This is a genomic window from Maricaulis sp. CAU 1757 (assembly GCF_054482675.1).
Map to the genome: position 1 here is coordinate 264997 of NZ_JBTLRI010000003.1, position 25153 is coordinate 290149.

Below are 25153 nucleotides of genomic sequence, written 5' to 3' on the forward strand. Positions count from 1 at the left end.
GTCATGGTTTACGGGATCTGAGTCGGATCCCAGCCGAGCGAGCCGGTCGATGTTGAAGCAGAATGAGGAAGCGCGACTGGCCGCCTTGCGGTCGCTTGATCTTCTGGACAGCGATCCGGAAGAGGGCTTCGATTCCGTCACCGACCTGGCCGTCGCGCTGACCGGCGCCAAAATGGCGGCCGTGTCGCTCGTCGACCATGACCGGCAATGGTTCAAGTCCAACATCAACATCCCGGCGCCGGAAACCCCGCGTGAATATGCCTTTTGCGATCACGCCATCCGCCAGGACGAGATCTTCCACATTCCCGACGCGCTGGAGGACCCCCGCTTCCGGGATAATCCGCTGGTAACCGGATCGCCCAATATCCGCACCTATGCCGGGGTTCCGCTGCACGAGCCGGGCGGCCACCGGATCGGCACGCTGTGCGTCCTCCACGACGAACCGCTGACCCTCGATGACGGCCAGAAGCACCAGCTCGCCGCCCTGACCCGGGTCATCGAGGAGCGTCTGGTCTCGCGCCAGCGCACGCGCGAACTGGAAGAACTCAATGTCCGCCTGCGCGAGTCGGAGGGCCGTCTTGATCTCGCCATGTCGGGCCTGACCGCCGGCGTCTGGGAGCTCGATGTCCAGACTGGCATGGTATTTGCCTCCAACCGCTATCTGGAAATCATTGGCTATCCGCCGGCCCCGGGGGATGCTCGCGGCGTGCGCAATAGCGGCGGCGAGGACCGTCTGTTCCACTGGGTCCACCCGGATGACATGGAGCGCGTGCGCACCGCCGTGCAGCGCACCCTGCGTCTCGGCGAGCCCTTCGAGGTCGAATACCGTCACCGCCATGCCGCCGGCGGCTATGTCCATCTGCGCGGCCGCGGCCAGGCCCAGACCGGACCCGACGGCCGGGCCCGGCGCATCGCCGGCTCGGCGGAGGACATCACCGAGGCGGTCGGCCTGCGCGAGGACCGCAGCCGGGCCCATGAACGTCTGCAGACGGTGGCCGAGCTCGGCGGTATCGGGTGCTGGGAAACCGACCTGGAGACCGGCGAGCGGGTGTGGGACGAGATGACCTGCCGCATCTTGGAAACCGAACCCGGCTATGAGCATCGCGCCGGTCGTTTTGACCGCTTCTATCCGGACTCCCACCGCGACGAACTCAAGGCCTTCATGGAGCAGATCGTGCGGTCGGGGGAATCCTGGGATTTCGAGGCTCCCCTGGTGACCGCCAGCGGGCGGCGCATCTGGTGCCGCTCGGTCGGACGCTGCGAAATGCGCGACGGCCGGACGGTCCGCCTGATCGGCAGTTTCCAGGATATCACCGAGCGCAAGCAGAAGGCCGACGAGCTGGAAACCCTGGCCAGCCGCCTGTCGCTGGCCCTGCGAACCTCGGGCATCGGGGTCTGGGAGCTCAATCTGGAGACCGGGGCCCATTGGTGGGATCCGGGCTCCAAGGAATTGTTCGGCCTGCCGCTCGACGAGGACGCGCCCTCGATGGAGGTCTGGCGCTCGCGCATCCATCCTGACGATGTCGACTGGCTCCTCGGCAGGGTCGACCAGGCGGTTGCCGCACGCGCGCCCTATGATGCCCAATACCGTGTCGTGCGCCCGGACGGCAGCATGCGCCATGTCCGTTCGCTCGGCGTGTTCCGCACCGATTTCGAAGGCCAGACCATCTTTTCGGGGGTCAATGTCGACATCAGTGAAAGTGTCGAGTCCGCGGCCGAGATGGAGCGTCAACGCGCCGAGGCGGAAGCGGCCAACCAGGCCAAGTCGCAATTCCTCGCCAATATGAGCCACGAGATCCGCACCCCGCTCAACGGTGTCATCGGCATGACCCAGGTCCTGCGCCGGACCAGCCTGGATGACGAGCAACTGGCCCATGTGGCGACACTGGAAGCGTCCGGCCGGGCCCTCATGGACCTGATCGAGGATGTCCTCGACATCTCCAAGATCGAGTCCGGCATGCTCAAATTCTCCGCCTCGGACGCGGAACTGGCGGCCGTCATTGATGATGCGGTGGCGGTCATTCAGCCGCTTGCCGAGGCCAAGGAGATCGGGCTGGAGGCGCGCATCGACCCGGAGCTGCGGTGCTGCGCCCACACCGACCACAAGCGCCTGCGCCAGGTGCTGATCAACATCCTCGGCAATGCGGTGAAATTCACCGCCGAGGGCCGGGTGGTGCTCGAAGCCGGCCTGTCGGGACCGGGTCGGGCCCGCTTTGTTGTCACCGATACCGGCCCCGGCATTCCTGCCGAACGCCAGGCCGACGTGTTTCAGCGCTTTGCCCAGATCGACAACAGCACCACCCGCCAGCACAGTGGCAGTGGTCTCGGCCTCGCCATCTGCCGCGAGCTGGTCGCCATGGCCGGCGGCGAGATCGGTGTCGAAAGCACGGTCGGGGAGGGCAGCCGGTTCTGGTTCGAGTGGCCGTTTGCAGCGCCCGAACGCCGGCACGACCATGAGGCCGGCCAGGCCTTGCTGGCGCCATCGCGGGCTATGGCGGCGGGCCGGCGTCTGCTGGTGGTCGATGATGTTTCGACCAATCTGGTAGTGGCGCGCGCGCTCTTGGGTGGCGCAGGCTACCAGGTCGAGGTGGCCTCTGGCGGGCCGGAAGCCCTGGCCGCGCTCGAAGCCGAGGTGTTCGACGCCGTGCTGATGGATATCCAGATGCCGGTCATGTCCGGCGATGAGGCGATCGGCCTGATCCGCCAGTCGACCGGACCCAATCGCGACATCCCGATCTTCGCTGTCACGGCCGACGCCACCAGTGGCGCGGCCGAGCGTTATCGTGCGGTGGGAGCGACCGGCTATCTGCCCAAACCGCTCGACTTGCCTGCCGTGACCGCTGCCCTGCAGGCCGTGTTCGACGTGCCGAAGAGTGCCTAGCGCGCCTCGGCCAGGCCTTCGCGGGCCAGCTCGTCGGCGCGTTCATTGCCGGGATCGCCGGCATGCCCCTTCACCCAGCGCCACTCGATCGAGTGCTTGGCCACCAGCTCGTCGAGCCGACGCCACAGGTCCTCGTTCTTGACCGGCTTCTTGGCGGCGGTTTTCCAGCCGCGCTTCTTCCAGCCGTGGATCCATTTGGTGATGCCGTCGCGCAGATAGACACTGTCAGTGATCAGGATCACCGAGCGGCCGTCCTTGCGCAGGGCTTCCAGGGCCTTGATGGCGGCCAGCATCTCCATGCGGTTATTAGTGGTGCCCGGCTCGCCGCCCTTGAGCTCCTTGCGGTGGCCATTCCATTCCAGAATGGCGCCCCACCCGCCCGGGCCCGGATTGCCCGAACAGGCCCCATCGGTGTGAATGGTAATCTGGTTCATTGCGGGTATTTTTCATCCATGTCGGCAAGCCCGGCGCGGATCAGCTCTTCCAGGACTCCCAGGTCCACATCCGCCAGCTTGTTGATGTAGAGACAGGATTTTCCGATCTTGTATTTGCCCAGCCGGTCCAGGATGGCGCCGTGATCGGTGTATCCCGGCATGATGTAAACGACGAGATTGGCCTTGCGCGGCGAGAATCCGGTGCGCATGAAGTCGCCTTCGCGGCCGCTCTCATAGCGGTAGTGATACTCCCCGAAGCCGATGATGGAGGGGCCCCACATGCGACCCTCCTCGCCGGTAATGCTCTGGAACATGGCCAGAAGCACTTCGGCATCGGCGCGTCGCACCGGGTGCTCGACGCAGGCAATGAAGTCTTCCGGCGACTGTCCGGTCGGCTTGGTCTTGTTGTCGCTCATGATGTCCCCCAGGCTCGGCCCGCAGCTGTCAGGCGACAGCGCGGGGCAGCTTGAATACCACATCCTCTCGGGTCACCTGGACATCTTCCACCTCGACATCGAAGCGCGAGCGGAAGGCGTCGACGACCCCTTGGACAAGGTCTTCCGGTGCTGAGGCCCCGGCGGTCAGGCCGACACTGGCCGGAGTGCCGACCCTGTCCCAGTCGAGATCGGCGGCGCTGGAGATCAGGTAGGCTTCCCGCGCCCCAGCGGTGCGTGCGACTTCGACCAGGCGCACCGAGTTCGAGGAATTGGGGGCCCCGATGACAAAGACGATATCGCTTTGGGCTGCCAGCGCTTTCACCGCTGCCTGGCGATTGGTCGTGGCGTAGCAGATGTCTTCCTTGTGAGGTGCCTGCATGTTCGGGAAGCGCGCCTGGAGCGCTGCCACGATCGCCGAGGTGTCGTCGACCGAAAGTGTGGTCTGGGTGACGAAGGCCAGGCGTTGCGGATCCCGCGGCTCGAACCGGGCGACATCGTCGACCGTTTCGATCAGGCTGATGGCCCCGTCGGGCAGCTGGCCCATCGTGCCGATGACCTCCGGGTGGCCGGCATGGCCGATCAGAACGATCTCGTCGCCATTGGCAAAGTGGCGCTGGGCCTCGACATGCACCTTGGACACCAGCGGACAGGTGGCGTCGACAAAGATCATCTCGCGACGCCTGGCTTCCGCCGGCACGGTTTTCGGCACGCCATGGGCCGAGAAGATCACCGGGCGGTCATCCGGGCACTGGTCGAGCTCCTCGACGAAGACCGCGCCCAGGGCTTCCAGCCGCTCCACCACATGGCGGTTGTGGACGATCTCGTGGCGCACATAGACCGGCGCTCCGAAACGCTCGATCGCACGTTCGACGATCTGGATGGCGCGGTCGACTCCGGCGCAGAAACCGCGCGGTGCAGCGAGCCGGATTACCAGGGAGGGGCGGGATGTGCTCATGACCTCAAGGGTCTCCTTCAGCGCTGACATTGCGGAACCGGCATCCACATCGTATGACCGTCCTAACAAAGTGCTCGGTGGCGATCCAGTCGCCGGCTCTGCTTCCAGGACAGGTAGTGCATAATGCGTAATCTTGCCGTCGTCGCCGCCCTCGCGGGCTTGCTCTCGGGCTGCCAGACCGTTTCAGATGTTGTTTCCCGTCCGGAAGCCAATATCGGTCCCTGTCCCTCGGCCCTGTCGCTCTATGATGCGCACCGCATTGTCGAGATGCACGGCGAAGAAGTGGCCTACGAGAATGTCGGCTTCACCGGCGAAATCCTGGCAGTGCGCTCCCTGTGCAGCTATTACGGCGAACGCCCGATCATTGCCAATCTGGAGCTCGACATGGGCTTCGGGCGCGGCCCGGCGGCGCGCGGCAGCGAGCACACCTATGAGTTCTTTGTGGCGGTTACACGGCGCGATATCGGCGTCATCGAAAAGCAGACCTTTCCGGTCACCGTGCGCTTCCCGGCCGGCCAGGACCGGGTCTACCGGACCGAGACGATCGACGCCATCTCCATCCCGCGCGCCAATCCCGACACGTCGGGTGTCAATTTCGAGATCCTCGCCGGTTTCGAGCTGACGCCGGAACAGATTGCCTTCAATCGCAGCGGCCAACGGTTCCGCGTGGCGGCCGGCCAGGACTAGACTCATGCCTTCTATTGCCGATCAGCTCAGCCAGGTGCTGGGCGACGCGTTTGCTTCCCTCGAGCTTCCGCGCGAACTGGGCCGTGTCAGCCCGTCCAAGCAGAACCGCGAGCTGTTTCCCTTCCAGTGCAATGGCGCCATGCCGGCGGCCAAGCAGGCGAAGAAGGCTCCCCGCGACATCGCCCAGGCCGTGCTCGACGCGGTGGGTGACCATGAGCTGATCGCGTCCGCCGAGGTCGCTGGCCCCGGCTTCATCAATCTCGCCCCGGCCACCGAGGCCTATGAGAGCCGCGCCGCCGAGATCGTCGCCGACGACCGCGCCGGCGCCCCCGTGGCCGACGACAAGCAGACCGTGATGATCGATTTCGGCGGCCCCAACGTGGCCAAGCCAATGCATGTCGGTCACCTGCGCTCCTCCGTGCTCGGCGACAGCCTGCAGCGCATCCTGCGTTTCCGCGGCCACGACGTGGTGTCCGACATCCATCTCGGCGACTGGGGCCTGCAGATGGGCCACCTGATCACCGAGCTCGAGGACGAGCAGCCCGACCTGCCGTATTTCGATCCCGAGATCACTGACGGTTTTCCCGACACGCCACCGGTCGACATCGAGGACCTGGCCCGGCTCTACCCGCAGGCCTCGAAGCGGGCCAAGGAAGACCCGGAGCGTCTGGCCCGCTCGCGCAAGGCCACCGCCGAGCTGCAGGCCGGCCGTGCGGGTTATCGCCGTCTCCTGCGCCACTTCATCGACGTGTCCGTTGCTGCCCTGAAACGGGATTTCGGCGCTCTCGGCGTGCATTTCGACCTGTGGAAGGGCGAAAGCGACGTACACGACCTGATCGCCGGCATGGTCGAGGACTTCAAGGCGCGCGGCGTCGCCGAGCAGAGCGACGGCGCCTGGGTCGTCCGCGTGGCGCGCGAGGACGACAAGAAGGAGCTGGCCCCGCTCATCCTGGTCACCTCCGAGGGCTCCTCGCTCTACGGCACCACCGATCTGGCCACCATCCTCGACCGCAAGCAGAGCGTCGGTCCCGACCTGACGCTCTACGTCGTCGACCTGGCCCAGTCGGACCATTTCGAGCAGGTCTTCCGGGCCGCCGAGAAGGCCGGCCTGGCCCAGCCTAACAGCCTCGAACACGTCAAGTTCGGCACCGTCAACGGACCGGACGGCAAGCGCCTGCGCACCCGTGATGGCGGCACCTTCCGCCTCGCCGACCTCATCGCCAGCGCCATCGAGCGCGCCGATGAGCGCCTCAAGGAGGCAGGCCTCGCCAAGGATGTCAGCGCCGAGGAGCATGACCGCGTCGCCCGCATGGTCGGCCTCGCCGCCATCAAGTTCGCCGATCTGCAGAACTACCGCACCACCAATTACGTCTTCGACCTCGACCGCTTCACCAGTTTCGAGGGCAAGACCGGCCCCTACCTCCTCTACGCCGCCGTGCGCGTGAAATCCCTCATGCGCCGCGCCGAAGAGGCCGGCGTCTCGGCCGGTCCGGTCCGCATAGAGGCCCAGGAAGAACGCGATCTCGTCCTCGCCCTGGACGCGTTCGGCAGCGCCCTCGAACAGGCCGTCGACAACCGCGCCCCCAACGCCCTGTGCGACCACGCCTTCACGCTCGCCCAGGCCTTCTCCAAATTCTACGCCGCCTGTCCCGTCCTCGCCGCCGGAGACGACGCCGTGAAAGCCTCCCGCCTGGCCCTCGCCCAAGCGACGCTCAAACAGCTCGAAATCGTGCTGGACCTGCTGGGACTGGAAGCGCCGGAACGGATGTAGGGCGGGCCAGGTCGGGCCACGCTTGGACATTTTGGTAGTGACAGGCGCCCGTTTGCCGGCGCGCTGTGCGCCCCTCCTTTTCACCAAAACAAACCGGTGTCATCCCGGCCGCATGGCCCGCGCAGGCGGGCCGGAGGGCCGGGACCTATACGCTCGCTATCCAACGAGCTCGCACAATCAGCAGACACCGGGGCGATGGGTCCCGGACTTCCGCCCCGCAGTCGCGGGGCATCCATCCGGGATGACACCGATTAGCATCTAATCTCAGGCGTCATCCCACGGGGCCGCGCAGCGGCATCCGGGGGACCTCAGCTATCCGGTCTGACTTGAACAGCGAGGCCGGAGCCGCCGACCTGTTAGCTGAGGTCCCCCGGATCCCGGCTAACGCCGGGACCGTGGGATGACGACGGAGCAGGTGTGGGAACATCGCGCCGGGGCGCGCAATGCGCCATTGATCTCTTGTCAGCCAGCGGGCCTCAGAGGGTTCATTGTGTCAAGGGCGCGGAGCGCCGCTACGCGGTTGAAACCCTTGACACAATGTACCCTCTGAGGCGGACTCCCGGCAAGAGATGAATGGACGGGTGCGGGCGCCTGGAGCGCCCGTTTATTTCAACCCCCCACCCGTTTCCCCCGCCTTCATGGCGGGGCCTCGAACCGGTCCCGCGTAACAACTGCCCGGCATTGCGCGCGAGGCGAACAATGCAGCCCCCGCCCGCCAGCCGGGGAAAACAGCCTCGCCGCATTGACTCGCGTCCCCGGAGTCCTAAAAGTCCGCCCCAATCGCACTGCGCCCCTTAAGGGGCGGGGGCGGGACCAATCTCCCCGCGGGAGAGACCGGCGAAAATGCCGGCGCCGAAGGCGCAACCGCCCCGGAAACGCTCAGGCCAAGGGACCGCGGACGAGACAAACGCTGGAAAGTGGAGGGCCTGGCCCTCCCACCGACGGAGCAAGTGCGACCGGTCCTGTTCTTGGAACTGCGGGACGCACGGAATCTCTCAGGTTCTCGGGACAGCGGGGGCGACCGGCTTGCAGACCTTTTCGGGTCTGCGGGATCGCCACCGCCCACGTGCTTTAACGCCCCAGGACCCGAAATGTCTGAGACCCTGAACAAGACCCCCCTTCACGCCCTGCACGTCGAGCTCGGCGGCAAGATGGTGCCGTTTGCCGGCTATGACATGCCGGTGCAATACCCGCTCGGTATCATGGGCGAGCACAAGCATTGCCGCGACAAGGCCGGGCTTTTCGATGTCTCGCACATGGGCCAGGCCCGCTATGAGGGCGACGAGACGGCGCTGGAAGCGCTGATCACCGCCGACCTGTCGACGCTTGGCGCCGGCGAGCAGAAATACACCCTGCTGCTGAGTGAACAGGCCGGCATCCTCGACGACCTCATGGTGTCGCGCCCGGACGGGCAGGGCCTCTTCCTCGTCGTCAATGCTGCCATGAAGCAGCAGGACTTCGCCCGCATCGAGGAGAAGACCGCCGGCAAGGGCACGCTGACCCGTCTCGAGGACCGCGCTCTGCTCGCCCTGCAGGGCCCGGCGGCGAAGACCGTGATGCAGCGCCTGTGTCCGGCCGCCTGCAAGATGGTGTTCATGCAGTGCGGCGAATTCGAGCTGGACGGCACAAAGGTGCTGATCTCGCGCTCCGGCTATACCGGCGAGGACGGTTTCGAGATTTCCATCCCCGAGGCCGACGCCGACCGTATCGCCCGCCTCCTGCTGGACCAGGACGAAGTCGAGGCGATCGGCCTGGGCGCCCGTGACAGCCTGCGCCTGGAGGCCGGGCTGTGCCTCTACGGTCACGACATGGATGCCAACCGCACCCCGGTCGAGGCGTCATTGATCTGGGCCCTGGCCAAGACCCGCCGCGAGCGCGGCGACATTCCCGGCCAGGAGGTGATCGACCGCCAGCTCGCCGAGAAGACCTGCCAGAAGCGCATCGGCCTGACCGTCACAGGCGCGCCGGCCCGCGAAGGCGCCGAGATTGCCACCAAGGACGGCACAATCATCGGCATCGTGACCTCCGGCGGCTTCGGCCCGACCGTCGAGGGCCCGGTCGCCATGGGCTATATCGACCGCGACTATGTCCAGCCGGGCACGGAAGTGGACCTCATCGTGCGCGGCAAGCCGCGCCCCGCCACCGTCACGAAACTGCCTTTCGTGCCGGCCAATTTCTACCGGGGCTAGACCCCTTCAGGGACAGGAGAGACCTGATGACCACGCGCTATACCGAAGACCATGAATGGATCACCGTCGACGGCGACATCGCCACTGTCGGCATCACCGCCTTCGCCGCCGGCCAGCTCGGCGACGTGGTGTTCGTCGAACTGCCGGACGTCGGCAAGACGCTCAGCAAGGGCGACGAATTCGCTGTTGTTGAATCGGTGAAAGCCGCATCGGAAGTCTATGCCCCGGTTGACGGCGAGATCACCGAGGTTAATTCCGGCCTCGAGGACGAGCCGGCCAAGGTCAATGAGGACGCCGCCGGCGAAGGCTGGTTCGTCAAGATCAAGCTTGCCGATGCGTCCCAGCTCGACGGCCTGATGGACGAAGCCGCCTACAAGGCCCACACCGCGTAAACCCGCATAAGACAGGAATTCCTGATGCGTTACCTTCCCCACACAGAGACCGACCGCAAGGCGATGCTCGAGGCGATCGGCGTTGCGTCGATCGACGAGCTGTTCACCGACGTGCCGCGGGCAGCCCAGCTCGACGGTCTCGTCGACCTGCCGACCAAGCAGGGCGAGCTGCAGGTCGAGCGCGCCATGTCGGCCATGGCCAACCGCAATGTCGCGGCCAGCCAGGCACCGTTCTTCGTGGGGGCAGGGGCCTACAAGCACCACATCCCGGCCACCGTGGATCACCTGATCCAGCGCTCGGAATTCCTCACCGCCTACACGCCCTACCAGCCGGAAATCTCCCAGGGCACGCTGCAGACCCTGTTCGAATTTCAGACCCAGGTGGCGCTCCTGACCGGCATGGATGTGGCTAACGCCTCCATGTATGACGGCTCCACGGCGTGCGCCGAAGCCGTCATGATGGCCGCCCGGGTGACCCGGCGCTCCAAGGCCGTGATGGCCGGCAGCGTGCACCCGCACTACGTCGAGGCCTCCAGAACCCTGGCCAAGTACTCCTCGGTCGAAATCGCGGTCACCGAGCCGGGCCTGAAAAATCTCGACGACGTCATCGCTTCGATCACGGACGAGACCGCCTGCGTGGTCGTCCAGACACCGGACATTTTCGGCCAGCTGCACGATCTGCGCGCCATCTCCGAGGCCGCCCACGACAAGGGCGCGCTGGTCATTGCCGTGTTCACCGAAGCGGTGTCGATGGGCCTGGTCGAGGCGCCCGGCGCCATGGGCGCCGACATCGCCGTCGGCGAGGGCCAGTCGATCGGTGTCGGTCTCAATTTCGGCGGGCCCTATGTCGGCCTGTTCGCCTGCAAGGACGACCGCCGCTTCATCCGCCAGATGCCGGGCCGCCTGGCCGGCGAGACCGTCGATGCCGACGGCCGCCGCGGCTATGTCCTGACCCTGTCGACGCGCGAGCAGCACATCCGCCGCGACAAGGCGACGTCCAACATCTGCACCAATTCCGGCCTGTGTTCGCTGGCCTGGACCATCCACATGACGCTGCTCGGCGAGGTCGGCATCAAGCGCCTCGCCCGGCTCAACCACGAGACGGCCTGCGAGCTGGCCGACCGGCTCGACGCCATTGACGGCGTCGAGGTGCTCAACGAGGCCTTCTTCAACGAGTTCACCGCGCGCCTGCCCAAGCCGGCCGCCGAGGTGGTTGACCGCCTCGCCGACATGGGCGTGCTCGGCGGCGTCCCCGCCAGCCGGCTCTTCCCCGGCCAGTTCGAGGACCTGCTGATCGTTGCTGCCACCGAAACCAATACCGAAGAAGACCTCGGTGCCTTCCAGAAGGCCCTGACGGAGGTGCTGTCATGAGCATGAACACGCAAGGACGCCCGACCCGCATGGCGGAGAACGTCGCCACCGGCGGCTATGCCGACACCATCTCCGGCAGCCGCGGCCTGGAACAGGCCGAGCCGCTGATCTTCGAGCGTGGCAATCTGGAGCATTGCGGCGTCGACCTGCCCAGGCCGAAGGGCACCAGGACCCGCCTCGGCGGCCTCGAGCGCACCGGGACCATCGGCCTGTCCGGTCTCGCAGAGCCGGAGACCATGCGTCACTATGTGCGCCTGAGCCGGAAGAATTACGCCATCGATCTGGGCCTCTACCCGCTCGGCTCGTGCACCATGAAGCACAATCCGCGCCTCAACGAGAAGATGGCCCGCCTGCCGGGCTTCGCCGACGTGCACCCGCTGCAGCCGGCCTCGACGGTGCAGGGCGCCTACCAGGTCATGGGCGAGCTGGCCCACTGGCTGATGACGCTGACCAACATGCCCGCCGTGGCCCTGTCGCCGAAAGCCGGCGCGCATGGCGAATTCTGCGGCATGATGGCCATCCGCGCCCGCCTCGACGCTGACGGCGAAACCAAGCGACGCCGCGTGCTGGTGCCGGAATCGGCCCACGGCACCAATCCGGCGACCGCCGTGCAGTGCGGTTTCACGGTCGACGAGATCCCCGCCGATGCGGGCGGCCGCGTCGACATGGAGGCCTTCAAGGCCAAGCTCGGCGATGACGTCGCCGGCATCATGCTGACCAATCCGAACACGTGCGGCCTGTTCGAGCGGGACATCCGAGAGATCGCCGACCTGATCCACGAGGCGGGCGGCTATTTCTACTGCGACGGCGCCAACTTCAACGCCATTGTCGGCCGCGTCCGCCCGGGCGATCTCGGCATCGACGCCATGCACATCAATTTGCACAAGACCTTCTCCACCCCGCATGGCGGCGGCGGTCCCGGCTCCGGCCCGACCGTCCTCTCCGACGCCCTGGCGGCCTATGCGCCGGTGCCCTACGTGGTGCAGGACGGCAAGACCTGGAAACTGGTCGAGCACGCCGAGGAGGCCGAGGGCGAGCCGTTCGGCCGCATGGCCGCCTTCCACGGCCAGATGGGCATGTTCACCCGCGCCCTGACCTACATGATGAGCCACGGCTCCGACGGGCTGCGCCAGGTGGCCGAGGACGCCGTCCTCAACGCCAACTACATCCTGGCCCGCCTCAAGCACGTCATGACCCCGGCCTTCGAGGGCTATTGCATGCACGAGGCGCTGTTCGACGACCGCTTCCTCAAGAATACGGGGGTGACTACGCTCGACTTCGCCAAGGCGATGATCGACGAGGGCTATCACCCGATGACCATGTACTTCCCCCTGGTCGTGCACGGCGCCATGCTGATCGAGCCGACCGAGACGGAAAGCCTGACCGGCCTGGACCGCTTCGTCGAAGTGCTCGAGGCCTTGGCCCTGGCCGCCCAGGCCGGCGAAAGCTCGCGCTTCACCGCCGCGCCCGTGCACGCCCCGACCAAGCGCCTCGACGAGACCCGCGCCGCCCGCCAGCCGGTGCTGCGCTGGACCCCACCGGCGGACACGGAGGAAGCGGCCGAGTAGGCCTGTCTCTCTCGGCGACATGAAGAGGCGGACCCCGCAGGGTCCGCCTCTTTTTTTAATGCATGATGCGGGCTGTATGGCCACAAGGCCCTGAGAGCGCCGCATGTGCGCCCTATTGCCGCGCCAGGTTGGAGCCATGCCCTCCTTCTTCACCGCCTCCCGCCTGAATCTTCGCAAACGCCGCCGCAAGCCCTTGCGGGCCGTCTTTATCCTCGCGGTCAGCGCCGCCATCGGTCTTGGCGCCGCGGCACTTGTCCTGTGGAATCAAGGGGTCATCTGAGGGGCGCTGTCCGGGCATCCCCGGACCTGCCGGGGGCACCGGAGCGCCGCTGCTGAAACCTGTTCGTGTCAGGCCTCAGGGCGCACCCGGTCGGACCGGGTGGCCACATTGCAACACGGTAACGCCGACTGCGGCTCGCTGCCTGAATTTCGGCTTTTTTGCCTCGCATACGGGGCTTGTTTACAGGTTTAGTGTTGTCTGTCCGGCAATCCGCCCCACATGAGTGGGGCACCCCGTCCGGGGACATGTTGGAATTGGTGGGTTAAATGTACGAAGCCCTTAACGGATTGGCGGAGCGAAACGCGCTGGGCGCGTTTTTCGTGCTCATTATCCGTGCTGTTGCCGTGGCGCTGGGCCTGCTCCTGATTGCGCTTTCGGTTCCGGTCGCCATTCTGACGCCGTTTCCCTTCGTGCCGATCGGTGCCTTCGTCGGCCTGCTTGGCCTGATCCTGGTGGCCGGCGCGTCCAAGACCCTGCACCGCAAGATCACCAACGGTCTGCGCCGCTTCCCCTGGATCTGGAAGCGCGTCCGCTTCGCCTTCGGAGAGAAGGAAGGCGAGCCGGCCGAATAGCCCGGCGCTCGCCAGCTCCCAGACCCGGCCATGAAAAAGGCCCGCAGCAAACGCTGCGGGCCTTTCATCATTCCAGCGGTCGGTGCCGCTAGTTGAGCTTTTCGGCCACCATCTTGATGTCGGCATCGACGAGACGGTTGAGGTCGGTCTTCTTCAGCTGCGACTTGAGGATCTCCTCGGCCGCGGCAGCAGCCACCTCGGCGGCTTTCGCCTTCACCTCTGCAGCAGCCTGGCTTTCGGCCTGGGCGATACGCTGCTCGGCCAGGGCGGCCCGGCGCTCGAGACGCTCGGAGAGCTCCTCGCGGGCCTCCTTGCGCAGCGCTTTCGCCTCCGACTTGGCCTGGGCCACGATGGCTTCGGCTTCCGCTTCCGCTTCGCGCTGGCGACGCTGGTAGGAGGCCAGCATTTCCTGGGCTTCCTCGCGCAGTCGCTTGGCTTCGGCCAGTTCATTGCGGATGGCGTCGGCGCGATCGTCCAGCACCTTGGCGATCGTCTTGTGCACGCCCATGTAGGCCAGGACGGCAAAAAAGGCGATCAGGGCCAGGAAGGCCCAGAAGGACGGATCGCCCGGCTGGGCAGCCAGCCATTCGCCGATCGACTGGTCTTCGTAACCGTGACCGTTGGATTCCGGAGCGAGGGCCATTTACGCCTCCTTGGTCTTCAGCTTGGCGTCGACGGCCTTGGTGGCGTCGGCGTCGCTGACGGTGACACCGGCCAGCGCCTCGACCATGGCTTCGGTCGCCGTGACGGCAATGCCGCGCACTTCGGCGAAGGCCTTGGTCTTGGCCGCGCGGATCGAGTCCTCGGCGGCTTCCTGCTTGGCAGCCAGCTCGGCTTCGACCCCGGCGGTTTCCTTGGCGATCTCGGCATCCAGAGCGGAGCGCGTATCGGCAGCGATGCCGTGCGCCTTGGCCCGCGCCTGGGCGAGGGCGTGCTCGTAGGCTTCGCCGGCCGACTTGGCATCAGCCTGGGCTTGGGCGGCGATGTCGAGATCGTCCGCTATGCGGTCGCGGCGGTCTTCGATCGTCGTCTTGATCTTCGGCAGGATGAGGCGATCCAGCGCGATGTAGAGCGCGATGAAGCTGATCGCCAGCCAGAAGAGCTGGGACGGGAAATAGGTCGGATCGAACGGAGGGAAGACGCCGGAGCTCTCCGCCACGTGATCGATCGCTTCGTTGGGTATGCTCGGTGCGTGCGTCATGGGACGCCTGCTCCCTCAATCTAGTCAAACCCGGATCCTGGACCGGCAGACATGCCGACAGGATCCGGGATTGAAGCCAGCGTGCGCGAGGATCCCCCTGGACCCTCGCAGCCGCATATTGCTTAGCCGAACAGGGCCAGCAGGGCGATGAGCAGCGAGAAGATGCCCAGCGCTTCGGTCACGGCGAAGCCGAAGATCAGGTTGCCGAACTGCGACTGGGCAGCCGACGGGTTGCGCATGGCACCCTGAAGGAAGGAACCGAAGATGTTGCCCACGCCGATGGCGGCGCCGAGCATGCCGAGACAAGCGAGGCCGGCACCGATGTATTTAGCTGCTTCCGCGTCCATTTTGAAACTCCTCTGGAAGATCGTTCTATTGCGGTTGGAAGATGACGCCCGGCCTAGTGTCCTGGGTGCAGGGCGTCGTTGAGATAGATGCAGGTCAGGATCGCGAAGACATACGCCTGCAGGAAAGCGACCAGGAATTCGAGCGCCGTCAGGGCCAGCGTCATCGCGAACGGCAGGATGCCGACGAGATAGCCCCATCCGCCCAGCGCCGCGGCCAGCATGACCACGAAGCCGGCAAACACCTTGAGCAGGATGTGACCGGCCAGGATGTTGGCGAACAGACGGACCGAGTGGCTGATCGGGCGCGAGATGAAGGAAATGATCTCGATGAAGGTGACGAAGGGCAGGATGTAGATCGGCACACCCGACGGCACGAACAGCTTGAAGAATTTCGGGCCGTTCTTGATCAGCCCGTACACCAGCACGGTCAGCCAGACCATCATGGCCAGCGCAGCCGTCACGATGATGTGGCTGGTCGGCGTGAAGGAGTGGGCGCCCGGCGCCGGGAAGTAGGGGAACATGCCGAGCATGTTCACCACCAGAATGAAGATGAACAGCGTGAACACGAAGGGGAAGAAGCGCAGCGCTTCCGGGCCGGCCGTCGAGCGCAGCATGTCGGCCACGAAGCCGTATATGATTTCGGCCACCGACTGGGCGCGGTGCGGCACCAGCGAGCGGTTCGCCATCGCCATCGAGAACAGCACCACGGTCAGCACACTGGCCAGCACCATGAAGAAGCTGGAGTTGGTGAACGCCAGATCCAGTCCAAATGCTTCGAAGGGAAGCACTTCGTGGACTTCAAACTGTTTGATCGGGTCGGTATCTGCAGCCACGCCCGGCCTCTCTTGTTCTCTGGTGCGGCCAGGCCGCTATCTATAACGAGGAGACAGTCAGCTTTCGCCGTCCGACTCCGAATTTATCTCTCTGGCCGCCCGCACCACATTCAGCGTGCCGGCGGCAAAGCCTACCATGACACCGGCGAGCAGACCCCAGGGGCCCGTTCCGGCGATCCGGTCCAGGAGCATTCCCAGACCGCCGCCGACCAGCACGCCGGCAAAGAACTCCGACCCGTAGCGCATGCCGAGGGACCAGGGGGTTCTCGGCTCGTCCGCCTTCGGCCTGTGATGATCGCGCCGCGCATTGATGCGCTGCTGCAGGTCATCCAGGTCGGCGTTGGAAGGGTCGCGCGGGCTCTCGTCTTTGCGTGACATGTTGGACCGGTCTGCCTGGGCGGAACAGCCCCCCACAGGCGCGCGCACACTATCCACGGCCCCTCGCCAAGTCAAGCAAGCCAGCACCTGTGACATCTAAATGAAATAATTGGGAAAATCGCCTATTCGGCGGCGATCAGCTGTTCCGCGCCCACGAGGTCGACGGAGACCAGCTGGGAAACCCCGCGTTCCGCCATGGTCACGCCGTAGAGCCGGTCCATGCGCGACATGGTCAGGGCATTGTGGGTAATCACCAGGAAGCGCGTGTCGGTGAGGCCGCGCATGTGGTCCAGCATGCGGCAATACCGGTCGACATTGGCATCATCGAGCGGCGCGTCGACCTCGTCGAGCACGCACACCGGTGCCGGATTGGACAGGAAGACGGCAAAGATCAGCGCCGAGGCGGTCAGCGCCTGCTCGCCGCCGGACATCAGCGACATATTGTCCAGCCGCTTGCCTGGCGGGCAGGCGAAGATGTCCAGGCCGGCTTCCAGCGGGTCATCGCTCTCGGTCAGGCGCAGCTCCGCGTGGCCGCCCTCGAACAGCGTCTCGAACAGGGTCTGGAAGTGCTCATTGACCACGTCAAAGGCCTCGAGCAAACGCGCCCGGCCTTCGCGCGACAGCTCGTCGACCGCCTTGCGCAGCCGCCCGATGGCCTCGAGCAGGTCATCGCGCTCGCGCGACATCTCCTCCATCCGCGTCGACAGGTCGTCAGCCTCCTCGTCGGCGCGCAGATTCACCGCCCCCAGCCGTTCGCGGCCCTGGCGCGCCTCGTCGAGCCGGCGCTCCAGTTCTTCGGGCGACAACTCCTCGAGCTCGTCATCGATCCGCGCTGCCAGCGCGCCCGGCGCATCTCCGGTCGCATCCTGCAGCCGCTGCGTGGTTTCCAGCAGCCGTTCCCGTGCCGCGCCCAGCCGCGCTTCCGCCGCGGCCCGTCCCTCGCGCGCCGCCGACGCCGCGGTTTCCGCCTGGCGCGCCGCCGAATCCGCCGCTTTCACCTCGTCTTCCGTGCTTTTCGCGGCCTCACGCGCCTCGTTTGCCACCTTTTCCGCCACGTCCAGCCGGTCCCTCAGCCGGTGCAGCGCCTGTTCCAGCACCTCCGGCTTGGCCCGCAGCGCCTCCAGCTGCGTCTCCGCAGCCTGTTTTTGCTGCGAAATCTCGCTCAAACGCCGCTCCGCATCGTCCGCGCGTGCCTTCCAGGCATCGTGATCGCGCCGGAATCCCGCCCGTCTTTGCCGCCGCGCCTCCGATTCCCGCCGCAAACCCTCCAGGGCACCGCGTGCATCGGCCGCCTGGCTGCGTGCGGTTTCCGCCGTCTGCCGCGCCGAATCCAGCGCTGCGCTGTCAGCATCGGCCTGTTCCGCCGCCGTCAGCACACCCTGGGCCTGCTCGATTTCCCCCGAAACCTCACCCCGTTCGGCCTCCAGACGCTGCAGTCTTTCCCCCAGAGCGCTGGCCCGGGCCGCGTCGCGCGCCACGGTTTCGCGCAGATCCGACTGGCGCGACAGCACCTGGCGCTGCATCCGTTCCGCCGGTCCCACCGCCTCGCGCGCTGTGCGATACGCCTCGCGCGCCTCGCGGGCTGCGTCCGCCGCCGCCTCGGCCGCCTGTTCCAGCCGGTCCGCCTCCTGTGCGCCGGCCTCCCAGCTCAGGCGCAGCTCATCCAGCCGGTTGCGCTGTTCCAGCTGCGCCACCGCCGCCGACGGGGCCCCGGCCTGGGCCACCAGTCCGTCCCAGCGCCACAGCGCTCCGTCCCTTGTCACCAGGCGCTGGCCCGGCCGCAGCTGCGCCCGTGCCGTATCCGCCTTCTCCGGCGGGATCACACCCACCGCATCCAGCCGCGCCTTCAGCGCCGCCGGCCCCGACACGTGGTCGCTCAGTGGCACGCTGCCCCCCGGCAGGGCCTCCGCCCGCACCCCGGCCTCTGTCCAGTAGCGCACCGCGCCGGCCTCCAGCGAGGCATCCAGATCATCTCCCAGCGCTGCGGCCAGGGCCTTTTCATACCCCGGCCGGGCCCGCACCGCGTCCAGCGCCGGCATGGCGATCTCCGCCTGGCTCCCGGCCAGCAGGCGTTCTATGGCCTCGATCTCGCGCTGCAGGCTGTCGCGCTCGGCCGCCAGGGCCTGCCACTCCGCCCGCGCGCGCTCGGCTTCGCCCTCGGCGGCCTGCACATTCTGTTCTGCGGTCTCTGCCTGGCGCCGCGCCCTCTCCAGCTCGGCCTCCGCCGCCGTCACCTCGGCACCGATCTGCTCCAGCGCCTGCGTCGCCTCGGCCCCGGCCAGGGCGTCCTGGTCGCGCTGCGCCGACGCCCATTCGCGCTCGATTTGCTCGCGCCGCCGCTCCAGCTGGCCAAGCCCGCGGCGGGCCGCCTCTATCGCCGCCCGCGTCTGCGCCGCCTCGCCAGACCGTCTGTCCAGCTCCGCTTCCGCCGCCACCCGCTCGGCTTCCGCCGCCTGCAGCGCCGCTTCCGCCGCCTGCAGGCTGTCTGTCTCCGCCTCGATCGCCCGGTCCAGCCGCTCGATCTGGGTTGCCGCCTCGCTCTGGCTGCGCCGTGCATCGGCGGCAATCTCGCGCTCGCGTTCGCTGCTTCGCGCCAGATCCGCCAGCCGCGTCTCCAGCCCGGCGATCTGACGCTGCACCTCTTCCGCGTCGCGCTCCAGCTTGTCGCGCTCGCGCTCCAGCAGGCGCAGGGCCGCTGCCGCCTCGGCCTCCGCCTGGCGTGCCGGTTCGCGCGCTGCCGCCAGCACTTCCGCCCGCGTCCGCGCCTCGGCCGCAGCCAGGGTTGTGTCCTCGGCCGCCTCGCGCGCCTCGTTGAGTTCGGCCTCGGCGGCCTCCACCGTGCTCGCCGCCTGGCGCCATCGATTGAGCCAGACCGCCGCTTCCAGTGCCCGGATCGAGGCCGACAGCCGGCGATAGCGCGACGCCTGCCGCGCCTGGCGCTGCAGCGCGCCGTGCCGGGACGCCAAATCGTCGATGATTTCCTGCAGCCGGTCGAGATTGGCCTCGGTCGCCTTGAGCCGCAGCTCCGCCTCGTGCCGCCGCGCCCGCAGTCCGGACACGCCGGCGGCCTCCTCCAGTACCCGGCGCCGGTTCTGCGGCTTGGCCGCGATCAGCTCGGAAATCTGGCCCTGGCGCACCAGGGCAGGGGAGTTGGCGCCGGTGCCGGCGTCCATGAACAGGAGCTGGACGTCCTTCGCCCGCACCTCTTCGCCATTGATCTTGTAGGCCGACCCGGCCCCGCGCGTGATACGGCGCGAGACATCCAGCGTCGCCGCATCGTTGAAACGCGCCGGCGCCAGCTTCTCCGCATTGTCCACGCTCAGAATGACTTCGGCATGATTGCGCGCTGGGCGCTGGTCAGTGCCGGAGAAGATCACGTCTTCCATGCCGCCGCCGCGCAGCGACTTGGCCGAGGTCGCGCCCATCACCCAGCGCAGGGCTTCAAGCAGGTTGGACTTGCCGCAACCGTTGGGGCCGATCACGCCAGTAAGGCCCGGATCGATCCGCAAGTCGGTGGGATCGACGAAGGATTTGAATCCGGCCAGCCTGAGCTGCGTGAACTTCACCCGACCTCCATTGCGCTGCGGGAGGTACCGTCATGGCACGCAATTGCGGCGCTTTCCTGAACCCTCAGTCCGAGGAATCGGCGAGGGCAAGGAAGTGAAGGACGATTCGGCGGAACGTGTCTCCGTCCAATTGGCCCGGGACCCGTTCCCCATCTAGCAGGAGCGGCTCGCCGCCCCAGGTGAAGTAGTAGCCGTCACCGAGATTTGCCGTCGCCAGGATGCGCCCGCCGACGATGAAGCTCGGGGTTCCCGCAATACCGTCCTCGGAGGCCTGCATGGCTGCCGCATTGAGCCATTCGCCCATGGCCGGATCGGCCAGGCAGGCGTTGAACTGTTCCGGCGACACGCCGACTGCGGCACCGATCCGGTGATAGATGGCGAGCACATCGCCGCCCGACTGGGCCGCTTCAAAAATCGCCGATTGCTCGGAGAACAGCAGGTCGGCGGCATCGAAATAGCGGTCGTCAGGGGCGCATTCGGCCAGGATTGTGCTCGCCGCGGCCAGCTGGACCGGCTGGGTCAGCATCGGCCTCAGGGCCCAGCGCACCTGACCGGTTTCGACGAATTCCTGTTCGATCACCGGCCAGGCGTCAGCCTGGAAATGGGCGCAATGCGGACAGGCAAAGGAGGCGTACTCGATCATGGTCAGTGTTGCATCTTCCGCACCGAGGACATGATCCCCCGGGCGCAGCGCCTGCGCCGGGTGGGCCGGCTCGGAGGATTGGGCGGAGACCCCGGCCGTCAGGCTTACCAGAAGGCTGAAGCCGAGCAGGCCGGAACGGAGAATGCGATTGACAGGCATGGGGTTAGCCCTCTGAGGCAGCGGTCTGGTCGGCCTCGCTGACCAGGTGGTCGAGGAGGATGCGGAAGGTTTCCGCATCCGCGCGAGCGGGGATGGGTTCACCATCGACCCGGAGCTGGTGACCGCCGAGGAAATAGGTGGACACGGTATCACCGGACGCGCGGCGGGCTTCCAGCATTTCGCCATTGAACAGGAAGCTGGGCGTCCGGCCAATGCCATCCCTATCCGCTTGTTCGTGAGCGGCGAGGATGGACGCGTTGATCTCGTCATCATTCAGGCAGGCGGTGAACTCGCTCTCGCTGAGACCCATCGAACGGGCGATGGCGAGGTATTGGGGTCGCACATTGCGCTGCGACTGGGCCGCCTCAAGTATGGCGCGCTGTTGCTGGAACAGCAGGTCGATCATGTCGAAATACTGCTCCGGCGGGACGCAGTGGGCGAGGGCGAATCCGGCCATGGCGAACTGCGGCGAGCCGGCAATCGATTCGCGAAAGACGAAACGCACCTTGCCGGCCTCGATGTACTCGCTCTCCAGCATCGGCCAGACCTCGGCATGAAAGGCCGCGCAGGCCGGGCAGGCAACCGAGGCGTATTCGATCATGGTGACCGGCGCCTCGGGGCTGCCGATGCCACGATCCCCAGCCCGTTCATGGCTGGACTGCGCCTGACCCGTGTCTCGGCCACCTTCGCCGCCGCAGGCCGTAAGGGTGATTGCCGCCGCCATCGCGACAGCGGTCATCACGTGTCTGGTCACATTCATCGAGGGACTCCCGCCTGGTCTTCCATCATTTCAGTCAATGCCCGGGGCTTGAGACCCAGTTCCGCGACCGGTCGCGCGCTCGCGCTCGCCACTCACGCCGCAGCCGCAATCAGGTCTGTGACGCGGCGGTGCCCGATGCTTCCGCGATCAGGTGATCGAGAATGAGACGGAAAGTCGCTTCATCGACCAGGCCGGGAACCGGTTCGCCGTTGATCATCAGCTGACGACCGCCCAGGAAATAGGTGTACTCGCTGTCGCCGGGGGCGCGGCGGGTTTCCAGCATCTCGCCGTTGAACAGGAAGCGCGGCGTGCCGTCGATGCCTTCATCAATGGCCTGGTCGTGGGCGGCGATGATCGAGCGGTTGATCTCGTCGTCATTGAGGCAGGCGGTGAACTCGCTCTCGCTCAGCCCCATGGAGCGCGCGATGGCGAGGTATTGCGGACGTGCATTGCCCTGCGACTGGGCCGCCTGGAAAATGGCGCGCTGCTGCTGGAACAACAGGTCGATCATGTCGAAATAGCGCTCTTCCGGGACACAACGGGCCAGCGCGAAACCGGCGATGGCAAATTGCGGCGAGCCGGTGATCATCTCGCGAAACACGAAACGAACCTGTCCGTTCTCGATGTACTCGTTTTCCAGCATCGGCCAGACTTCCTCGTGGAAAGTGGCACAGTGCGGGCACGACACCGAGGCATATTCGACCATGGTGACCGGCGCGTCGGCGCTGCCGATGCCGCGGTCGCCGGAGCGCTCATAGCTCGACTGTCCAACGCCGCCGGCGCTGCCGCCATTACCGCCGCAGGCCGCCAGGCCAAGGGCCGCAACCAGGGTCGCAGCGGTCATCACGCGTCGTGTCAGTGTCATTGAGGGGCTCCCCGTGCCGTGAATGCTGTATCGCTGTTTCAGTGACCAGTGCGGGATTTCACGGATTGGCCGAACCGGTCAAGGGCTGACAATAACCGCGTCTCGGGGGATGTCTCCACCGTCTCGCTCACCTGTGAACTCGCTTGCGGCTTTGTCATCTGCCTGGCGCCGGCCTTGCCGGCCGGCCCGGCCTTGGCTTTGGATGAGCCCTGTATGATGCGAATCCGGCTCGGTGCCTGGCGTCCGCAATAGCTCGACATGCGATCCAGCAGACGCCGCGATTCCGCCTGCAGAACGGCGCCGGCGGGGCCGCGGGCCCGGATCACCAGCGTCGTTATGCCGCCCGATGTCTGCAGCGTTTCCGGCTCGCTCCACTCCGCCAGCCGCGAGCCGACGATCTCCGGCCAGTTTTCGCGCAACTGCTCGACCCCGACGCCGAAGCGCTTGGCCAGCGGCTTGAGCACGCGCTCGGCGGCCCGGCTCACCGACGGGGCCGGGCGGATCGCGGGCCGGCCGCGCCGACTGTCAAGAAAACGGGCGGCGGCGCTGTCCAGCGTTGACGGAGGCGGTTTGCGCTTCATGCTCATAGTGTCGCCGCGAACACCGCGGCCCGCAAGCCCGGACCACGCATGCCTGCCCCAGCCTTTTTTGATCCCGTGACCATCCGCAAGCTGCGTTCCAGCCTGCTCGCCTGGTACGATGCCAGTGGCCGTTCCCTGCCGTGGCGGGTGCGCCCGGAGGAGCGCGCCGCCGGCAAGCAGGTGTCGACCTATGCCATCTGGCTGTCGGAAATCATGCTGCAGCAGACCACCGTGCCGCACGCCATGCCCTACTGGCAGGCCTTTCTGGAGCGCTGGCCCACGGTCGAGGACCTGGCCGCGGCCGACCGCGAGGATGTCATGTCCGCCTGGGCGGGACTGGGCTATTACGCCCGGGCCCGCAACCTGCATGCCTGTGCCCGCGCGGTCGCGACCGAGCATGGCGGGGTGTTTCCCGACACGCTCGAGGGTCTGCTGTCGCTGCCGGGCATCGGCGATTACACGGCCAATGCTGTCCTCGCCGCGGCCTTTGACAAGCCGGCCAGCGTGCTCGATGGCAATGTCGAGCGCGTGATCACCCGCTTCGACCGGGTGCAGGCGCCATTACCCAAGGCCAAGCCGGAGATCCGTCGCCGGGCCGCCGAGCTGGCTGACCCGGAGCGGTCCGGCGATTACGCCCAGGCGATCATGGACCTTGGCGCTACTGTGTGTACGCCGCGCTCCCCGGATTGTGCCAACTGTCCCTGGTCGTTTGCCTGCGCGGCCCATGCCCATGGCGACATGACCGACTATCCGAAGAAGGCAGCGCGCAAGATCAAGCCGGTGCGCCGCGGTACCGCATGGCTGGTGCGTGGTCCGCACGGCATCTGGCTGCGCCAGCGCCCTGACAAGGGTCTGCTCGGCGGCATGATGGAAGTTCCGTCCACATCCTGGGGTGACGATGCAACCAGCGACAGTCCGCCCTTCGCCGCCAACTGGCAGCCGCGCGGCGAAATCAGGCACGTCTTCACCCATTTCGAGCTACGGCTCGAAGTGCGAGAAGCCGCCGCCCGGCCGGATTGGGAGCCGGAAGGCGGCCGCTGGGTGCGGGAGGATGAGCTCGCAGACGAGGCCCTGCCCACCGTCATGCGCAAGGTTCTTGCCCGCGGCCTCGGCCCGGACGCCGACTGATCAGCTGTCGAGCGTGGCCCGGATCTCTGCCCGCATCAGGTCGATCGGGGCGAGGCCCTGCTTGGTGCGGGTGTGCCAGTAGGTCCAGCCATTGCATGACGGCGCGCTTTGCAGGCGGGCGCCGACCTGGTGGATCGATCCGGAATTGTCGCCGGCAACCAGTGTGCCGTCGGCGCGCACGCGCGCCGTGTGGCGACCTTTTGGGCAGTATAGCGTGTCACCCGGCTTGACCATGCCGCGCTCGACCAGGGCGCCGAAGGGAATGCGCGGCTGGGCCCGCTTGGACTGGGTGACGTTGAGCGCTTCGGTCGTCGCCGGCGTGATCGCGGCCAGGCGGTCCCGGGCAACGCTGGCATATTCCGGATCGCGTTCAATGCCGATGAAGTGGCGGCCGAGGCGCTTGGCCGCGGCTCCGGTGGTGCCGGTGCCGAAGAACGGGTCGAGTACGACATCGCCCGGATTGGTGGTCGACAGCAGGACGCGGTGCAGCAAGGCTTCCGGTTTTTGTGTCGGGTGCGCCTTCTTGCCGTCCGCACCCTTCAGGCGCTCGCCGCCGGAACAGATCGGCAGCGTCCAGTCCGAACGCATCTGGATCCCGTCATTGAGCGCCTTCATGGCAGCATAGTTGAAGGTCGGGCGGGCTTCCTTGGTCTTGGCGGCCCAGATCAGCGTCTCGTGGGCATTGGTGAAGCGCGTGCCCTTGAAGTTCGGCATCGGGTTGGACTTGCGCCAGATGATGTCGTTGAGCACCCAGAAGCCGGCATCCTGGAGAATGCCACCGACACGGAAAATGTTGTGATAGCTGCCGATCACCCAGATCGCCCCGTTGGGCTTCAGGACCCGCCGGGCCTGTTCCATCCAGCCCCAGGTGAACAGGTCATAATCGTCGAAGCCGCCGATCTGGTCCCAGTCATTGTCGACCGCATCGACCTTGGAATTGTCCGGCCGGTGCAGGTCGCCGCCAAGCTGGAGATTGTAGGGCGGGTCAGCGAAAACCAGGTCAACGCTTTGGTCGGGAAGTGATTTCATCACTTCCACGCATTCCCCTTCGAGGATCCGGTCGACCTGTAAATCAGACATTGCGCGACACTCCACCCGTTAACACGTAGGGAAGTATTTCTGATCTTAGGGCTAACGGGCGGTTAAGCCATGCAC

Annotated in this window: 24 protein-coding genes and 2 riboswitches; of the genes, 10 read left to right on the forward strand and 14 right to left on the reverse strand. The window is 66.5% G+C overall.

The window, feature by feature from the left end; translation table 11 throughout:
• Positions 1 to 49: 49 nt before the first annotated feature.
• Entirely contained in the window at positions 50 to 2881 is a 2832-nt protein-coding gene (locus ACXYMR_RS10310) for a PAS domain-containing protein (protein ID WP_458942778.1), read from the forward strand.
• Here ACXYMR_RS10310 and rnhA read toward each other — a convergent pair.
• Genes rnhA through ispH form a run of 3 tightly spaced genes read right to left on the reverse strand, consistent with a single transcriptional unit; the run spans position 2878 to position 4707 of the window.
• Complete coding sequence (gene rnhA, locus ACXYMR_RS10315; protein WP_458942779.1) at positions 2878 to 3315, reverse strand: ribonuclease HI; 438 nt, start codon at positions 3313 to 3315, stop codon at positions 2878 to 2880. The two genes, ACXYMR_RS10310 and rnhA, sit on opposite strands and share 4 nt — an antisense overlap.
• Positions 3312 to 3731 (reverse strand): DUF1801 domain-containing protein, encoded by a 420-nt coding sequence (locus tag ACXYMR_RS10320; RefSeq protein ID WP_458942780.1) that lies wholly within the window; start codon positions 3729 to 3731, stop codon positions 3312 to 3314. Before ACXYMR_RS10320 ends, rnhA begins: the two co-directional genes overlap by 4 nt.
• 28 nt (positions 3732 to 3759) lie before the next feature.
• Positions 3760 to 4707: a 4-hydroxy-3-methylbut-2-enyl diphosphate reductase gene (ispH, locus tag ACXYMR_RS10325; protein WP_458942781.1), complete on the reverse strand. Its 948-nt coding sequence runs from the start codon at positions 4705 to 4707 to the stop codon at positions 3760 to 3762.
• Positions 4708 to 4830: 123 nt separating this feature from the next.
• On the opposite strand from ispH, the gene ACXYMR_RS10330 reads away from it, so the two are divergent.
• The 8 genes from ACXYMR_RS10330 (at position 4831) to ACXYMR_RS10365 (ending at position 13537) form a co-directional block, all read left to right on the forward strand.
• Positions 4831 to 5394 carry a hypothetical protein gene (locus tag ACXYMR_RS10330; protein ID WP_458942782.1) on the forward strand — a complete coding sequence of 188 codons (564 nt, stop codon included), beginning with the start codon at positions 4831 to 4833 and terminating at the stop codon, positions 5392 to 5394.
• A gap of 4 nt (positions 5395 to 5398) precedes the next feature.
• Complete coding sequence (gene argS, locus ACXYMR_RS10335; RefSeq protein ID WP_458942783.1) at positions 5399 to 7165, forward strand: arginine--tRNA ligase; 1767 nt, start codon at positions 5399 to 5401, stop codon at positions 7163 to 7165.
• A gap of 815 nt (positions 7166 to 7980) precedes the next feature.
• A riboswitch (glycine riboswitch) is annotated at positions 7981 to 8070 on the forward strand.
• 3 nt (positions 8071 to 8073) lie between these two features.
• Positions 8074 to 8179, forward strand: a riboswitch (glycine riboswitch).
• Between the two features lie 77 nt (positions 8180 to 8256).
• Positions 8257 to 9354, forward strand: a complete 1098-nt coding sequence (gene gcvT / locus ACXYMR_RS10340) for a glycine cleavage system aminomethyltransferase GcvT (RefSeq protein WP_458942784.1) — start codon at positions 8257 to 8259, stop codon at positions 9352 to 9354.
• A gap of 26 nt (positions 9355 to 9380) precedes the next feature.
• Complete coding sequence (gene gcvH, locus ACXYMR_RS10345; protein ID WP_458942785.1) at positions 9381 to 9746, forward strand: glycine cleavage system protein GcvH; 366 nt, start codon at positions 9381 to 9383, stop codon at positions 9744 to 9746.
• 24 nt (positions 9747 to 9770) lie between these two features.
• The gene (gene gcvPA, locus ACXYMR_RS10350; RefSeq protein WP_458942786.1) at positions 9771 to 11117 is read left to right on the forward strand and encodes an aminomethyl-transferring glycine dehydrogenase subunit GcvPA; all 1347 of its coding nucleotides are present in this window, start codon (positions 9771 to 9773) and stop codon (positions 11115 to 11117) included.
• A complete protein-coding gene (gene gcvPB, locus ACXYMR_RS10355; protein WP_458942787.1) occupies positions 11114 to 12685 on the forward strand; it encodes an aminomethyl-transferring glycine dehydrogenase subunit GcvPB in 1572 nt (523 codons plus the stop codon). Before gcvPA ends, gcvPB begins: the two co-directional genes overlap by 4 nt.
• A gap of 136 nt (positions 12686 to 12821) precedes the next feature.
• Positions 12822 to 12965 (forward strand): hypothetical protein, encoded by a 144-nt coding sequence (locus ACXYMR_RS10360; protein WP_458942788.1) that lies wholly within the window; start codon positions 12822 to 12824, stop codon positions 12963 to 12965.
• 266 nt (positions 12966 to 13231) lie between these two features.
• Positions 13232 to 13537, forward strand: coding sequence for a hypothetical protein (locus ACXYMR_RS10365; RefSeq protein ID WP_458942789.1), 306 nt, complete (start codon positions 13232 to 13234; stop codon positions 13535 to 13537).
• Positions 13538 to 13625: 88 nt separating this feature from the next.
• Here ACXYMR_RS10365 and ACXYMR_RS10370 read toward each other — a convergent pair whose 3' ends face one another.
• The 10 genes from ACXYMR_RS10370 to ACXYMR_RS10415 form a co-directional block, all read right to left on the reverse strand.
• The gene (locus ACXYMR_RS10370; RefSeq protein WP_458942790.1) at positions 13626 to 14180 is read right to left on the reverse strand and encodes a F0F1 ATP synthase subunit B family protein; all 555 of its coding nucleotides are present in this window, start codon (positions 14178 to 14180) and stop codon (positions 13626 to 13628) included.
• The gene (locus tag ACXYMR_RS10375; RefSeq protein WP_458942791.1) at positions 14181 to 14738 is read right to left on the reverse strand and encodes a F0F1 ATP synthase subunit B family protein; all 558 of its coding nucleotides are present in this window, start codon (positions 14736 to 14738) and stop codon (positions 14181 to 14183) included.
• 122 nt (positions 14739 to 14860) lie between these two features.
• Positions 14861 to 15085 carry a F0F1 ATP synthase subunit C gene (locus tag ACXYMR_RS10380; protein ID WP_458942792.1) on the reverse strand — a complete coding sequence of 75 codons (225 nt, stop codon included), beginning with the start codon at positions 15083 to 15085 and terminating at the stop codon, positions 14861 to 14863.
• 53 nt (positions 15086 to 15138) lie between these two features.
• Positions 15139 to 15918, reverse strand: a complete 780-nt coding sequence (locus tag ACXYMR_RS10385; RefSeq protein ID WP_458942793.1) for a F0F1 ATP synthase subunit A — start codon at positions 15916 to 15918, stop codon at positions 15139 to 15141.
• A 57-nt stretch (positions 15919 to 15975) separates the two neighbouring features.
• Entirely contained in the window at positions 15976 to 16296 is a 321-nt protein-coding gene (locus ACXYMR_RS10390) for an AtpZ/AtpI family protein (RefSeq protein WP_458942794.1), read from the reverse strand.
• A gap of 122 nt (positions 16297 to 16418) precedes the next feature.
• Positions 16419 to 19862, reverse strand: coding sequence for a chromosome segregation protein SMC (gene smc, locus ACXYMR_RS10395; protein WP_458942795.1), 3444 nt, complete (start codon positions 19860 to 19862; stop codon positions 16419 to 16421).
• A gap of 64 nt (positions 19863 to 19926) precedes the next feature.
• On the reverse strand, positions 19927 to 20664 hold the full coding sequence (locus tag ACXYMR_RS10400; RefSeq protein WP_458942796.1) for a thioredoxin domain-containing protein: 738 nt from the start codon (positions 20662 to 20664) through the stop codon (positions 19927 to 19929).
• 4 nt (positions 20665 to 20668) lie between these two features.
• Entirely contained in the window at positions 20669 to 21424 is a 756-nt protein-coding gene (locus ACXYMR_RS10405; RefSeq protein ID WP_458942797.1) for a thioredoxin domain-containing protein, read from the reverse strand.
• A 109-nt stretch (positions 21425 to 21533) separates the two neighbouring features.
• Positions 21534 to 22289 carry a thioredoxin domain-containing protein gene (locus tag ACXYMR_RS10410; protein WP_458942798.1) on the reverse strand — a complete coding sequence of 252 codons (756 nt, stop codon included), beginning with the start codon at positions 22287 to 22289 and terminating at the stop codon, positions 21534 to 21536.
• Positions 22290 to 22327: 38 nt separating this feature from the next.
• Positions 22328 to 22870 (reverse strand): DciA family protein, encoded by a 543-nt coding sequence (locus tag ACXYMR_RS10415; protein ID WP_458942799.1) that lies wholly within the window; start codon positions 22868 to 22870, stop codon positions 22328 to 22330.
• A gap of 48 nt (positions 22871 to 22918) precedes the next feature.
• Between ACXYMR_RS10415 and mutY the strand changes: the two genes are divergently transcribed.
• Positions 22919 to 23998 (forward strand): A/G-specific adenine glycosylase, encoded by a 1080-nt coding sequence (gene mutY / locus ACXYMR_RS10420; protein WP_458942800.1) that lies wholly within the window; start codon positions 22919 to 22921, stop codon positions 23996 to 23998.
• On the opposite strand, the gene ACXYMR_RS10425 is transcribed toward mutY, so the two are convergent.
• Positions 23999 to 25078: a DNA methyltransferase gene (locus ACXYMR_RS10425; RefSeq protein WP_458942801.1), complete on the reverse strand. Its 1080-nt coding sequence runs from the start codon at positions 25076 to 25078 to the stop codon at positions 23999 to 24001.
• Between the last annotated feature and the right edge of the window lie 75 nt (positions 25079 to 25153).

Bases quoted from the DNA above. Each gene is read 5' to 3' on its own strand.
- gcvH (WP_458942785.1), top strand. From the start codon at position 9,381: ATGACCACGCGCTATACCGAAGACCATGAATGGATCACCGTCGACGGC.
- gcvPB (WP_458942787.1), top strand. From the start codon at position 11,114: ATGAGCATGAACACGCAAGGACGCCCGACCCGCATGGCGGAGAACGTC.
- mutY (WP_458942800.1), top strand. From the start codon at position 22,919: ATGCCTGCCCCAGCCTTTTTTGATCCCGTGACCATCCGCAAGCTGCGT.
- ispH (WP_458942781.1), bottom strand. From the start codon at position 4,707: ATGAGCACATCCCGCCCCTCCCTGGTAATCCGGCTCGCTGCACCGCGC.
- ACXYMR_RS10310 (WP_458942778.1), top strand. From the start codon at position 50: ATGTTGAAGCAGAATGAGGAAGCGCGACTGGCCGCCTTGCGGTCGCTT.
- ACXYMR_RS10320 (WP_458942780.1), bottom strand. From the start codon at position 3,731: ATGAGCGACAACAAGACCAAGCCGACCGGACAGTCGCCGGAAGACTTC.
- ACXYMR_RS10390 (WP_458942794.1), bottom strand. From the start codon at position 16,296: ATGTCACGCAAAGACGAGAGCCCGCGCGACCCTTCCAACGCCGACCTG.
- rnhA (WP_458942779.1), bottom strand. From the start codon at position 3,315: ATGAACCAGATTACCATTCACACCGATGGGGCCTGTTCGGGCAATCCG.
- ACXYMR_RS10415 (WP_458942799.1), bottom strand. From the start codon at position 22,870: ATGAAGCGCAAACCGCCTCCGTCAACGCTGGACAGCGCCGCCGCCCGT.
- ACXYMR_RS10330 (WP_458942782.1), top strand. From the start codon at position 4,831: ATGCGTAATCTTGCCGTCGTCGCCGCCCTCGCGGGCTTGCTCTCGGGC.
- ACXYMR_RS10360 (WP_458942788.1), top strand. From the start codon at position 12,822: ATGCCCTCCTTCTTCACCGCCTCCCGCCTGAATCTTCGCAAACGCCGC.
- gcvT (WP_458942784.1), top strand. From the start codon at position 8,257: ATGTCTGAGACCCTGAACAAGACCCCCCTTCACGCCCTGCACGTCGAG.
- gcvPA (WP_458942786.1), top strand. From the start codon at position 9,771: ATGCGTTACCTTCCCCACACAGAGACCGACCGCAAGGCGATGCTCGAG.
- ACXYMR_RS10370 (WP_458942790.1), bottom strand. From the start codon at position 14,180: ATGGCCCTCGCTCCGGAATCCAACGGTCACGGTTACGAAGACCAGTCG.
- ACXYMR_RS10400 (WP_458942796.1), bottom strand. From the start codon at position 20,664: ATGCCTGTCAATCGCATTCTCCGTTCCGGCCTGCTCGGCTTCAGCCTT.
- ACXYMR_RS10365 (WP_458942789.1), top strand. From the start codon at position 13,232: ATGTACGAAGCCCTTAACGGATTGGCGGAGCGAAACGCGCTGGGCGCG.
- ACXYMR_RS10425 (WP_458942801.1), bottom strand. From the start codon at position 25,078: ATGTCTGATTTACAGGTCGACCGGATCCTCGAAGGGGAATGCGTGGAA.
- ACXYMR_RS10410 (WP_458942798.1), bottom strand. From the start codon at position 22,289: ATGACACTGACACGACGCGTGATGACCGCTGCGACCCTGGTTGCGGCC.
- ACXYMR_RS10380 (WP_458942792.1), bottom strand. From the start codon at position 15,085: ATGGACGCGGAAGCAGCTAAATACATCGGTGCCGGCCTCGCTTGTCTC.
- argS (WP_458942783.1), top strand. From the start codon at position 5,399: ATGCCTTCTATTGCCGATCAGCTCAGCCAGGTGCTGGGCGACGCGTTT.
- ACXYMR_RS10405 (WP_458942797.1), bottom strand. From the start codon at position 21,424: ATGAATGTGACCAGACACGTGATGACCGCTGTCGCGATGGCGGCGGCA.
- ACXYMR_RS10375 (WP_458942791.1), bottom strand. From the start codon at position 14,738: ATGACGCACGCACCGAGCATACCCAACGAAGCGATCGATCACGTGGCG.